Source organism: Maridesulfovibrio sp. FT414 (genome assembly GCF_050916235.1).
Classification (GTDB): domain Bacteria; phylum Desulfobacterota; class Desulfovibrionia; order Desulfovibrionales; family Desulfovibrionaceae; genus Maridesulfovibrio.
In genome coordinates this window covers 2,776,698-2,789,678 of sequence record NZ_CP104854.1, presented here as the reverse complement: position 1 = coordinate 2,789,678, position 12,981 = coordinate 2,776,698, and the positions used below count along the sequence as shown (strand labels likewise).

General features: G+C 52.0%; 11 protein-coding genes. 3 read left to right on the top strand and 8 right to left on the bottom strand.

Annotated features, from left to right (window positions below; translation table 11 throughout):
* Positions 1 to 188: 188 nt before the first annotated feature.
* Positions 189 to 356, bottom strand: a complete 168-nt coding sequence (locus tag N7E73_RS12375) for a hypothetical protein (RefSeq protein ID WP_432735073.1) — start codon at positions 354 to 356, stop codon at positions 189 to 191.
* Between the two features lie 276 nt (positions 357 to 632).
* Positions 633 to 1,289, bottom strand: a complete 657-nt coding sequence (locus N7E73_RS12370; protein ID WP_432735072.1) for a LexA family transcriptional regulator — start codon at positions 1,287 to 1,289, stop codon at positions 633 to 635.
* Positions 1,290 to 1,450: 161 nt separating this feature from the next.
* On the opposite strand from N7E73_RS12370, the gene N7E73_RS12365 reads away from it, so the two are divergent.
* Positions 1,451 to 1,750: a hypothetical protein gene (locus tag N7E73_RS12365; protein ID WP_432735071.1), complete on the top strand. Its 300-nt coding sequence runs from the start codon at positions 1,451 to 1,453 to the stop codon at positions 1,748 to 1,750.
* On the opposite strand, the gene rnr is transcribed toward N7E73_RS12365, so the two are convergent.
* From rnr to N7E73_RS12345, 4 genes are all read right to left on the bottom strand, one after another.
* Entirely contained in the window at positions 1,747 to 3,987 is a 2,241-nt protein-coding gene (gene rnr / locus N7E73_RS12360; RefSeq protein WP_432735069.1) for a ribonuclease R, read from the bottom strand. The genes N7E73_RS12365 and rnr overlap by 4 nt on opposite strands.
* A 64-nt stretch (positions 3,988 to 4,051) precedes the next feature.
* A complete protein-coding gene (gene lpxK, locus N7E73_RS12355; protein ID WP_432735068.1) occupies positions 4,052 to 5,134 on the bottom strand; it encodes a tetraacyldisaccharide 4'-kinase in 1,083 nt (360 codons plus the stop codon).
* 335 nt (positions 5,135 to 5,469) lie between these two features.
* On the bottom strand, positions 5,470 to 6,201 hold the full coding sequence (locus N7E73_RS12350) for a Bax inhibitor-1/YccA family protein (RefSeq protein ID WP_432735065.1): 732 nt from the start codon (positions 6,199 to 6,201) through the stop codon (positions 5,470 to 5,472).
* A 149-nt stretch (positions 6,202 to 6,350) separates the two neighbouring features.
* A complete protein-coding gene (locus N7E73_RS12345) occupies positions 6,351 to 7,799 on the bottom strand; it encodes an oligopeptide:H+ symporter (RefSeq protein ID WP_432735064.1) in 1,449 nt (482 codons plus the stop codon).
* A 233-nt stretch (positions 7,800 to 8,032) separates the two neighbouring features.
* Between N7E73_RS12345 and N7E73_RS12340 the strand changes: the two genes are divergently transcribed.
* Positions 8,033 to 9,175, top strand: coding sequence for a DUF6765 family protein (locus tag N7E73_RS12340; RefSeq protein ID WP_432735063.1), 1,143 nt, complete (start codon positions 8,033 to 8,035; stop codon positions 9,173 to 9,175).
* Positions 9,176 to 9,230: 55 nt separating this feature from the next.
* On the opposite strand, the gene N7E73_RS12335 is transcribed toward N7E73_RS12340, so the two are convergent.
* On the bottom strand, positions 9,231 to 10,178 hold the full coding sequence (locus N7E73_RS12335; RefSeq protein ID WP_432735062.1) for a calcium/sodium antiporter: 948 nt from the start codon (positions 10,176 to 10,178) through the stop codon (positions 9,231 to 9,233).
* Positions 10,179 to 10,489: 311 nt separating this feature from the next.
* A complete protein-coding gene (locus N7E73_RS12330; protein WP_432735061.1) occupies positions 10,490 to 11,542 on the bottom strand; it encodes a tRNA(5-methylaminomethyl-2-thiouridylate) methyltransferase in 1,053 nt (350 codons plus the stop codon).
* Between the two features lie 375 nt (positions 11,543 to 11,917).
* On the opposite strand from N7E73_RS12330, the gene recA reads away from it, so the two are divergent.
* On the top strand, positions 11,918 to 12,973 hold the full coding sequence (gene recA / locus N7E73_RS12325; protein WP_432735060.1) for a recombinase RecA: 1,056 nt from the start codon (positions 11,918 to 11,920) through the stop codon (positions 12,971 to 12,973).
* Positions 12,974 to 12,981 lie beyond the last annotated feature (8 nt).

The following is a 12,981-nucleotide window of genomic DNA, read 5'->3' as shown; positions in this document are numbered from 1 at the left end:
TCCAGTCAGGACCTTCGCGAACCTGACTGAGGTACCAAAAGGAAACCGCCCGGACGGGCGGTTTGCCTTAAGGTGGGTGATGAGAGATGGATTAAGTGTGTTAGATGAGATGATGCTGTTTTCTGCCCGGCTACAGGGGAATGAGCCGGGAGAAATTCTCGAAATTTGTACTAGCTACAGAGCGCAGTCTACTTCAGGCTGTTTATATCAAGCGGGCTACCGCACTCCGGACAGGTTCTTATGGTTTTTCCATAAGTAGATCCCATAACCCAGAAACGGGTAAACCAGCTTTCAGTTTTCTTATTGTGATACTGCACCATGACCCGGTTGCCGCATCTGCAAAATCTTTCCTGCATGATTGCCTCCTGCTCACTCTGCTCTATCTAAACCATATACGGGATTCACCTTCCCGCTGCCTTTCTGCCATGTGACGAGTTCAATTAAACACACAGGAAAACTTTAGTCAACCAAAAATAAACACATCGAACAAAAAAGTTAACCAATAGAACAAGTACATAAACAAACCCAAACAAAACCCATAAAAAAACCTCCGTTTACGGAGGTTCCAGAAAGACTTTCAGGACACATACACAGTAAGTACATACTGTTGCGACTGATAAACAAAACTAAAATCAATGATATTCGCGGGAAACCCAGACAACCTGCCCAAGAACACGCACTGTTTCCAGCTCGTCTCCGCCAAGATAGATGGGGGAATAGTCCTTGTTGTCGCTATGCAGAACCATCTGTCCGGGGCGCTTTTCCACCCGCTTGACCATTACCGTATCTTCAACACCGACGGCGTATATCCCGCCAGCCAGTATGTTCTTTCTGGACTGATCCAGAAGGACAACATCTCCCTCTTTCAGTTCCGGCTCCATACTGTTGCCGTATACCTCCATGAGCACCATATCGGTAGGATTTCCCTTACGCTGAATCCAGTCCTTGCGAAAAGCGTAATATCCTTCAACCTGAGCACCGGTCTCAAAAGAACCGCCTCCTGCTGAAAGCCTTGCGGCAACCTTGGGAATACGGGCAAAATCATCTGCAAATTCCTCGGCACTTACTTCCGGACGGGGCGACCCCAGCCCGGATTCCAGCCAGGTTGAATCCAGATTGTAACGCACGGAAAGTTCAAGAATCCAGCGGGGAGGAACTGCCCCCTTCTTTTTAACCAGCGAAACCGCTGCACGGCCCACCCCCAGCTCGCGGGCAAGTTGGGCCTGGGTTGAAATATCTGTCTGATCCCTGAGTCGCTCAAAAAAAGATTCAAAATCTTTACCCTGCATTACTCCCTCTACTTAACTACAATTTAACATATTCGTTCACTTAGACTTAACTCAGTTCAAAGTACTTCGCAACCATTTTGTCTCAATAGAGTGCTTTCAAAAAAATGCTGTTTGTATTAATGTACTTCAATAGTTAAGCGTTTTTCACTCTGGAGCCATTGATGAGCAATGACCTGGCTGTAAAAAATCTGGCTGCCGAATATGCAGGGCATTTTGATTTCGACTTCGGTCCGGAAGGCGTCAAGCTGACGTTGCTGGACGATGCTCCTGACGAGTTGCGTCAAATGATCAAAGATGTCTGCGGACAAATCTCACCGGAAACACTGGTACAGGTCTACGAAGCCCTGAATGCGATTTCTGAGGCTGAAGACATATACCAGTGTGAAATTGATGAAAAAGTCTGCGGACTGACTCTCTTCTGCAAAATCGCCAGACACATTGAAAAGATCGCCGTCAGCTAGACGAACTTCTTGTAATCTTCCCCGCCTTCAACCAGCGAGAGGTCAGCCTCAAGCATTTCCAGGCTGACTGACTCAAGTTTCACGGTAATCTTCTGTCCAAGACGGAAAGCCCTTCCGGTTCTTTCCCCGACAATCAGCTGCCTGTCCGCCCAGAAAGTGTAGTAGTCATCATCAAGCCTTGACAGGCGCAGCATGCCTTCGGCCATTACTTCCTGAAATTCCACCCAGATGCCGAAATCGGCCATGGAAGAAATCACGCCGGTGAAATTCTCACCGACCTTGTCCATCAGGTAGATAATGGTCAGCCGTTTCAGGATTTCGCGTTCCGCTTCCATGGCCACGCGCTCCCTTCCGCTTACTGAAGACCCTATATGCGCAAGCTGTTTCTGTCCCGGAATGGCCTGATGACCGTCGCCGAGCGCAACCTTGAGCAGCCTGTGTACCACAAGGTCGGCATAACGCCTGATTGGCGAAGTGAAGTGGCAGTAGCACTCGGAAGCAAGGCCGAAATGACCGAGATTCTCCGGTTCATACTTGGCCTGCTTCATTGACCGGATCATCAGCCTGCTGACCAGAAATTCCGTATCTGTCCCTGCGGATTCGTTTAATACCTGCTGCAGGGACTGGGGCGTCACCGGTGACGGAACCTGATTGCTCAGGCCGATTTTCTTCAGCACCTTGAACAGGGCGGTAAGTTTGTCCGGGTCCGGTCCGGGGTGAACCCTGTACAGGCAGCCCAGGCCTTTCTCAGTAAGGAACTCCGCTACTGCCTCGTTGGCGGCGATCATGAATTCCTCGATGATCTGGTGAGCAAAATTGCGACAGCGTGGCCTGATATCCACAGTGCGCCCCTGAAGATTGAACAGAATCTCCGGCTCAGGGAGGTCGAATTCAAGGCTTCCGCGCTCGTTGCGGCGGGCGTTAATCTTGCGGGCCAGTTCCTCGCAAAGCTGCAGCATGGGGACAAGATCACCCAACTTTTCCTGTTCTTCCTTCTCGGCAAGGATGATTCCATTGTAGACCTGATCATAGGTCAGCCGGGCATGGCTTTTAATCACCGCCGGGGCAAATGACGAAGATAGTGGCTCACCGGCCTTGTTGAAATCAATGGTTGCGGTCATGGCCAGACGAGGAACGTCCGGGTTGAGGCTGCACAAACCGTTGCTGAGCGCCTCCGGAAACATTGGCTCAACCGATTTGGGGAAATAGTAGGAGTTGCCGCGCGTCAGAGCTTCCCTGTCCAGCGGAGACTCCATGGCCACGTAATGGGCAACATCGGCAATAGCCACCCGCAGCCGGTATCCGTCGCCTTTTCTTTCAACATGCACCGCGTCATCAAAGTCCTTGGCAGTGGCTCCGTCGATAGTAACCAGGGGGATGTCCCGCATATCTTCACGTCCGACAAAATCCTCCTCGCCCGGAACTCCCGGCAGAGCCTCCGCCTGAGCGACAGCACCGGCCGGAAACGCGGTTGAAATACCGTGATTAGCCTTTACCACGGCTTCCTGAACCAGCACATCGTCCTCTACGCCGAGATATTTAAGGATACGGCCTTCCCATAAAGTTGGATTGAGCTGCTCACCGGGCGCAACCAGCAGGATATCGCCCCTTGCGATGCTCGAGAAATCGAACTCTGTCTCAATAGACTCGGCCGGGTAGACTTCCCTACCGTCCTCATCAACAACCGGACCCGCAGTGACTGCATGTTCAGGATCAACGACAATGCCGAAGTCCAGACGCGGATCAGTGGGATGACAAAGCAGCGCCGTCGCACCCATGGGCCGTACAACACGCACCGGAAAGACCTGACGCCCGCGCTCAAGCACGCGTACGACCCGACCTTCCTGCTTCTTGCTGCCACGGCTGGCGCTGGTGATGGCAACAGTCACCCGGTCACCATGCCAGGCATCACGCAGATTTTTGCTCTGAATGAAAATATCGTTGAGCTTACTGTCGTCCGGGATAAGGAATGCCGCACCGGACCGCTGAACCTGCAACTTACCGGTAACCATGTTCATCCTTGCGACCAGCCCGTAGGCACTGCCGATCTTGATGATCTTGCCTTCACGCACCAGCCCCCGGAGAAGATCCTTGACCTGTTTACGCTGAGCCTTGATCAGCCCCAGACGCTTGGTAATCTCAGCGGCTGAAAGGGGCTTGTTCCCGGCCTTGAAAATATTCATTATCTCATGCGGATTGAGACCGCCTTTGCTCTTTGTAATCTTCTTTCTTCCCATAATATTATATTCCTGTTCCGCCTGTAATTAATCCATCGGCGGTTGTAAGATACTTTGAAAGGAGCTAGGAATGCCCGCAATTAGTGTCCAGCTTTTCTAGGCTCCACCACTTGTTGAATGGAACCGGTTTTGTATCGTCAAAAAATACTGCTTCCGTAAATTCGACTTCAAGGTCGATCACATAATAATCATCACAACCCATCCCTGCGAGTTTAACCGCGTCCTTGGGGGTGCATATGATTTTCTTAGCCCCTGATTCAGCGGCCCTGCGCCTTATAGTTTCCACGTCCTGCGCAGTGTAGGAATGGTGATCTTTGAATATAAGAAAATCTTCGGGAGCCTGTCCCATATATATTTTTGCGTCCTCAAGAAACATCTCCGGCTTACCGATGCCGGAAAAAAGCAGGTACGGACCGTGTCCGAACTCAATGCGTTCACTTTCACCCAACCGGACAAGACCTTTGCTCTGCAACGCGAACTGGAAAACAGGCTTGCCGAACCGGCTCAATCTTTCCTTTACCAGCCCGTTAATTTTCCTGAAATACTCCGGTGTACATTTCACAAAAAACACATCTGCCCGGAACAAAGCATCAGCACCCTCGCGCCATGTACCTCTCGGGATTACCCTGTCCCAGCCCTGTGTAAAATCATCCGGGGTAAGAAGCACAAAATCGAGGTCCCTCTTCACGGCCATATGCTGAAATCCGTCGTCCAGCAGCATCAGATCAGGCTTGAATTCATCCGTGGCCCATGCCCCGGAACGCTTGCGTACCGGATCAACCACAATCCTCGCTTCCGGGTTCTCCATCGCCAGCATGAGAGGTTCATCCCCGGCTTCGCCGACCGGGCTGTGCGGCCCCACAAGATAAGGAAGCGCAGAAGGTCTTGCCCCGTAACCGCGGGTAAGCAGTACTGCAACGTGCCCCTGCTCCTTCGCCCAGTTCAGCAGCCAGCCGGACAGAGGAGTCTTTCCACTGCCCCCGGACCCGATATTGCCAACGGAAATGCACGGACAGGCTGGACGAAACTGCTCATACTCGCCACGGGCATACTTCGCCGCACGACAGGACATCATAGCGGAATAAGCTTTCGAAGCAGGATCAAGTAACGGACCTAAAATTTTTTGCGCTTTAAAAAGCAGAGACACGCCTATCTCCTTACCCTGTTAAAGGATGCTCTTCGCGCTTTTTGACGATCTGATTTCGCCTCCGGCGGCCAAAGGGTCCGCGACCCTTTGGAATCCCTATTAGTTTCGCTGTTGAAAAATACCAAAACCTTATACCAAGGTTCAGCCACGGCATACACCCGATTGTCATAGATTGCGGCGAAGCCCTGTTAAAAAAGTTTAGGAGAGTCCAGAGAACCCTTTTCAAAGGGTTCTTTGGCCCCCGGAAGGCCGCCGGAGGCCACCAAAAGCACATAAAAAAACACGTGCAGACCCTAATGGGTTTGCACGTGCCTGTAAATCAGCAAAAGCTGCACCTACTCGCGGTTACCCATAAGGCGGAGCAGGAAGATGAACATGTTGATGAAGTCAAGGTACAGGGTCAGCGCGCCGAGGATGGTGCCGCGTCTTACTGCGGTGGCATCGTCAGCGGGAATGTATTCGCCCATATCCTTAAGCTTCTGGGAATCATAGGCAGTCAGTCCTGCAAAGATGAATACGCCGAGGATGGAGATGGCGAAGCTCAGTGCGGAACTGTGCATGAAGAAATTGACTACCATGGCGATCAGGATACCGAATACGCCCATCATCATGAACGCGCCCATACCGGTAAGATCGCGACGGGTGGTCAGACCGTAAAGGGACATTGCGCCGAACATTCCTGCGGTAACGAGGAAAGTCTGGAAAATTGAAGCCGCAGTATAGGCGACCAGAATTGTGGACAGGGTCAGACCGTTAAGCGCACTGTAGGCCATGAACAGCCCGGTTGCCGCGCTGGCGGAAAGTTTGCTGATGCGCATGCTGAGGTAGAACACCAATCCGATTTCACCGATGGCTGCCGCCCAGAAAAGCATCGTGGGGGCAATCATGCCGGTCTCGGGATTCTGAGCCAGAACAAGGCTCATTACAGCGGGGGAAGAAAGGGTAACCCAGGCCACGGCAGCAGTTGCCAAAAGCCCGGCGCTCATCCAGCTGTAAATGCCGCGCATAAAAGCGTTAAGGACTTCCGGTCTCGCGCTTACGGAACCGGCTGCACCGAATCTACTCATAATTCAAATCCTCCGAAGTTTTTCAATCTAATTAAAAGGGGCACCGTGCCCTGCGTAATTTTAAATATACTTTCCTAGTATAGATAGACATCTTCCGTACAGGAGGCAAGGAATTTAGGTCAATTTCCGGCGGGGTATTCCGCCCCACCCTACTCCCGGATATACTTTTTAAGCACCGGAACGAATGCCGCCATGACGAGTCCGAGCCCTCCTGTCACCATACCGATCTTCAGGAACAGGTCATCATAAATATCCAAGGATTGCAGAGCGGTGATGCCGTGTTCAGGCACACTTGCCATGGTTGCTATTTCACCGCCCAGAACCATTGCCACGGACTGGAACATAAACCATGCCCCCATCATGAACCCCATGGATCTTTCCGGAGTCAGCCGGGCGACCATGGCCAGCCCCAGACCGCTGACCAGAAGCTCTCCAAGGCTCTGAAGACCATAACTGAGCACCAGCCAATTGCCGGAGATGAAACCAGTTGAATCAGCGAAATTCTTTGCGGCCAGCCCTACGGTCATGAACGCAGCACAGCACATCATCATACCCAGCGCAAATTTTCCGGGCAGGGATAGATCATTTCCGGACTTGTCAAGCCGGGCATAAACAACTGCCAGCGCAGGGCTTATCACCATGACCCAAAACGGGTTCAAGGCCTGAAAAGAGGCTGGCTCAACCGGAACACCGAAAATGTAGGGGTGAACATTACGCGCAGCAAAAAGGTTCAATGAAGTCGGCATCTGCTGATAAAGGGCAAAGAAAACGATGGCTTCAACCATAAGAATCAGACAGATAATCAGGTTGGCCCGTTCGTGATGCTCCGCGCGCATAACTTCTCGTCCGTAAAGGAGGGCCACCAGAACGAGGGCAGCATAAAGGATTTCATGAGCCAGGGTAAGATGGGTAAGCAGCAAAGCGGAAACGGATGCCACAACAGCGGTTCCGATCAGGGTCAGGAGAAGTTTTTTGATCGACAGCGGACGGAAATCCGCCTCAGACCCCACAGGCTCCAGCAGGGAACGGAAAACAATATAGTTGGTGATGGCAACAAGCATGCCGAAGAAACAGACAAGGAACCCCGCATTCCAGCCATAGTGCTTCTGTATAATGGGACATAGGGACATGGCCGCAAAAGATCCCATGTTTATAGCCATATAATAGAGGGTGAAAGCCCCGTCCACCCGCGAATCTCCCTTGTCATAAAGCTTGGAGACAAGAGCGGAGGGATTCGCCTTGAACAACCCGTTCCCGGCAATGATGATCCCCAGTGCAGGATATAGAAACCTCTCGCAGTCCAGCCCCAGCAGAGCATATCCGCCCGCCAGCACAATTGCCCCTAAAAACATGGTCCGCCGGTTTCCGAGGATCTTGTCCCCCACATATCCGCCGGCACAGATAAATGCATAAACAAGGGCCGCAAAAGCACTGAAAGTCGTATCGGCCAGCTCATCGCTGAATCCCAGCTTTTTGACCATGAACAGGACCAGAAGGGCCTGCATCCCGTAATACCCGAACCGCTCCCACATCTCCACCGAGAACAGAAGATAAAACGGCTTCGGATGACTGAAAGCTCCGCTTGAACACTGCGACATGCGAACTCCTTTAACTGACGAGGTTAAACCTTCTTCCGACTTATACGACAGATAAAATAAAAATACTAGAAATTATAACAAACTATGACAACAAGGCTCGGAACCACCGCCATCACTTTATAGTCAATGGCACATATTCTGCCTGTAGTTACAATAAAATGACTTTTAAAAATTCAAAAAACATGTTTTATCAGAAATACATAATTATATCTTATATCACTGGAGAATTGCTTATGCAAAGAGACATGCACTACTACGGAACCTATGTCATGGCCCGGGCTGCAGGAATCAAGCAGGATGTTGCCCGGATAATTGCGAGCGCGGCACAGTTCGTGGACGATAACGCCGCAAAAAAGTCGGTGGAATTCAAAGATGGCGGGGCACTGCATTCCCGACCGACGGCCCACCATGCGGTTCATCTCAAAAACCTTGATCGGGAAGACCAGCGTTTTGTCTGGGTTCCGTTTCACTTCCTGCCGGGATGCTGTGGGGATACCCCGGAAACGCCGCTTGAGAAGGTGGACTTCACAGAAAAGCTGGTATGCAGAAACGGCAGCAAAACAGCTGAAGCAATGGTCAACAACCACCTTGATCAGCATGAAGAAGAATTCTCCGATGAACTCATCGGCATAACGGCCCACGTACTGGCAGACACATATTCGCACTATGGATTCAGTGGTGTCAGTTCCCGTTACAATAAAATTGTAAACGACAGTTTTGATCTGGATGTTGACGGATCATTACCCGAAGAGACAAAAGCATACCTGCATAAACGGGAAAAAGAGTTCAGGAAAAAATTCTCTGAAGAATCCGGCTGGTTGGAAAACATTAAATCATGGTTCGCCGAAACACTTTCCGGAGCTCTTGGACACGGTCCGGCATGCACCTTTCCAGACCGCCCGTACCTGAAATGGAAGTTCACTTACGAAGACCCGGAAAGACCAAGTCAGGTGCGAGACAATCCGGCAACCTTTCTTCAAGCCTGCAAAGAACTCCACAAAATGTTTGCAGACTATGCCTCCCGCAAGCCAGCCATAAGCACAGGCACCGGAGCAATTCCTTTCGGGACGATCGAGGCGGAAGTGGACGCAATCCTCAGATTCGGTTCCAACGAAGGCGACCAGGTCCCTACCGAAGAGGAACGCTCGAACAAGTGGATTGAAGCCGTCACAAAAAACAAACTTCTGGGGCAGAACGAAGATTTCCCGGAATACCTCGGAATAGAATGGCTCAAGGAAAAATCAAAAATGCACGGGGACAAGCACTCGGAACCGGCTAAGAATAAATCCATCTACCAGTTCTATCAGGCCGCCTCATACCATCGCCACTACGTTCTCCGTAAACTCCTCCCGAAGTACGGCCTCATTGTAGCCTAAAAAAAGCTCCCGCACAGGTCTGTGCGGGAGCCATGTAAATCAAATCAATCCGGACCTAGCCCATAAAATCATGCGCCCAGCGTCCGAGACTCAAAACAACGAGAATAGCACCTTCAAGGCGGGAAACCTTCCAACCGGTACGGATAAACAGCAGCACCAGCGCGACCATTCCGACCAGTACGGTCAGCCCCGGCATGGCATCGGGCGAGACTTCCAGCGGGCGCAGCAGACAGGTCAGACCGAGAACGCCTGCAAAGTTGAAGAAGTCGCTGCCGATGAGGTTACCTAGCAGCATTTCATTGCGCCCCTTGAGGGAAGCTGCCAGACAGGTCACCAGCTCCGGAAGCGAAGTCCCGGCTGCAACAATGGTCATGCCGATTACCCAGTTGGAAACCCCGAAGTGACGGGCGATCTCGGAGGCGGCATCAACCATGAACTCTCCGCCCAGTGCTATGCCCACAAAACCGGCCAGCAACTTGATCCAGACCTTGGCGTTGACCTCGTTGTTACCGTCATCCTCGACCTCTGGAACGATCCCGGCCATGGCGTTGGCTGCACGCTTGCTGTGGATCATCAGGTAGCCGACATAACCGGCAAGAATGAACAGCAGCATCAGGCCTGCGGACCGGTCCAGCATATCAAAATAGGCCAGACCGAGAATCAGGGCTGTTGTTGCCAGCAACAGCGGAGTATCCCGCAATGCCAGCGAGCGGTTGGTGGGCAACGGCTTGATCAGGGCCATCAATCCGAGGATAAAGCCCAGGTTGAAAATGTTCGAACCCACCACGTTGGAAAGGGAAATGTCGGACAGCCCCTTGAACGCGGCAGTAACCGTGACCAGAAACTCCGGTGCCGAAGTTCCGAAGGCGACAATGGTCAGGCCGATGACAAGATCGGAGACTTTGTATTTCCGGGCGATCTTCGAAGCAGACTCAACAATCCAGTCCGCACCGAACCAAAGCAGGAATATACTCAAAAGAAACAGAAAAATATTTAAATACATGTTACCTCATGCTGACATGCCACCGTCATTACGGAAACGCGGGGCTTTAATTTAATGCGCTGTGCGCTTTTTAAGTTCCAATTATACACTGAAGCCGAAAGGGCCCGGCCCTCAGGACTCCAAGAAATGCCGTATTTTGTACATTCAGATCAGAATAGCAGGTTGTTCCAGATTTCAAAAGGACGACTTCCATCCCGCCCCAAAAAGGTTTCCTGACCGCGGATTATAAAAAAGCCCCTGCGCATTTTTTATCTTACGCAGAGGCGGAGCCTTAAATTTTATTCTGCCCCGGAAGAGCGACCACAGGCAAATCAGCCCTGCTTGTCCTCTGCACGGGCAATCTTCCATTCCTTGAGACCGTCAAGACCGGGCTGAACAAAACCGGTCTCGCGCTCAGGCATGACCTTCACGACCATCTCCCCGGAAGGAGTGATTACCGCCACAGGAATCTCTTCACCAGACCGGACGGCCTTGGGAGAAAAAGATGCGGTCAGAGCCGCCGCCTCACGAATGTTTTCCCTGTCCCACTCTGCACCGCAAAAAGACCGCCCAAGGCTCAGGGGCCCCGGAAAACCGCGGACCTCGAACAGATAGTCTTCCGCCTCATAGAGGTCCTCGATCCGATCATTGTCTTTCTGGTCGCGTCCTATCGAAAGCAGCTTATCTCCGGACCAGAACTGCCGCCCGGTTGTTGCCAGACGGAAAGAATTCACATCGGCCTTTTCAAGCCTGCGCAGCAGCGGAAAGAAGCGCGCCGCATTCTCGTACTCGGTCAGCTTGCATCCGCCGGCCGGGGTGGGAATTTCCGAAAATCCGTAGGCCGCAGCCATATCCAGCTGGATCTTGCGACCGCGCCCGAAAATATCAGGCAGTTTCGAGCGGTCCACCAGCCCGGATTCCTCCATGGGAGTCACCGGCTGGGACTGAGCACAGAGCGGGCGCAGCAGAACATCTGCAGTACCGGAGCTGTTGCGGATGGCATTAAGCACCGGAGCGCGCTGGGACATGGGCCGCTGTCCGGTAACTTCGCCGGAAATTATGAATTTGGCACCGAATTCCTTCAGCAGCGTCTTGGCGTGGCTGATCATCATGATCTTGCAGTCCACGCAGGGATTCACCAGCTTGCCCATGCCGTGCTCAGGCACATCAAGCATCATCTGTATATATTTTTCACTGATATCAACAGCCATGATTTCCACACCGTACACTTCTTCCCAGTGTGGTATCTTTTCGGGATAACCGAAAAACGGTGTGACAAAATGGAGTCCCAGAACCTTGAGTCCCTGATCCTGAATGACCCTGCATGCCAATATACTGTCGAGGCCCCCTGAAAATAGGGCTAAAGCGTCATACTGTCTGTCCATGGGGCGGCTGTACCTGCATTTTTTACAAACCGCAACATAATCCGCCCTCGCTTAAAACAGCTGACTTGCAGGCTGTTCAAGTAGGGTGAAATGCCAGGCGCAAAAAAAGTTCAAGACCGAAGCGTACTTCACATACGCGAGGATTTGAACTTTTTGAAGCAACGACGCAGATCGCCGTTTTTCAACAGTCTGTTAGCGATTGCCATATTTATGGCTGTTTGATATTGGATGCAATTGCCTGTGCGCTCAAAAATCACTTTTTTAATGATGTCGGCAGGCTTGAGGACGATCACCGTATTTCCGCTGCAAGGCTCCTGCTCATGTGACAATAAACAGGAATAAATACGCTGAATGTCCAACCCACACGGAGAAAAAATGAGCAAGAACAACGCAAATCCCGAAGAACTGCGCAAGGCGGCACTGCAGACCGCCCTGACCACCATTGAACGCAAGTTCGGCAAAGGCTCGATCATGCGCCTTGATTCCGATGCAGCACAACGGATTCCGGTTATTCCTACCGGTTCCATCAGCCTGGATATGGCTCTGGGCATAGGCGGAATTCCCAAGGGCAGGATCACTGAAGTCTACGGTCCGGAATCATCCGGTAAGACCACCCTTGCCCTGCATGTTATTGCCGAATGCCAGAAACTGGGCGGAACCGCCGCATTCGTGGACGCTGAACACGCACTGGATGTGAAATACGCCAAACGCCTCGGAGTAAATACCGACGAGCTGCTCATCTCCCAGCCCGACTACGGTGAACAGGCCCTTGAAATAACCGACCTGCTGGTCCGCTCCGGTGCGGTTGACATAGTCATCATCGACTCTGTTGCGGCACTTATTCCCCAGTCCGAACTTGAAGGAAACATGGGTGAGACACAGGTAGGCGGTCAGGCCAGACTCATGTCCCATGCCCTGAGAAAACTTACCGGGACCATCCATAAGTCCAACGCAGTCGTAATTTTCATCAACCAGATCCGCATGAAAATCGGCATGACCGGCTACGGCAGCCCTGAAACAACTTCCGGCGGTAACGCGCTCAAATTTTACTCCTCCATCCGTCTGGACATCCGCAAAATCCAGACCCTCAAGGACAAGGAGGAGGTTTACGGTTCGCGCACCAGAATCAAGATCATCAAGAACAAGGTCGCACCGCCCTTCCGCGAAGCGCTGGTAGACATCCTCTACGGAACAGGCATGTCACGCGAAGGCGAGCTGCTTGACCTCGGAGTCGACCACGGCATTATCGACAAGTCAGGTGCTTGGTACGCCTTCGGTTCCGAACGCCTCGGACAGGGTAAGGAAAACGTTCGCCAGTTCCTTCTGGAAACTCCGGAACTGCGCCAGCAGATCGAAGACAAGCTGCTCATTCATCTGGGCATGAAAGATGAAACTGACGATAAGGTTGACGTCGAGGCCGACGCAGAGTAAAGGCAGTT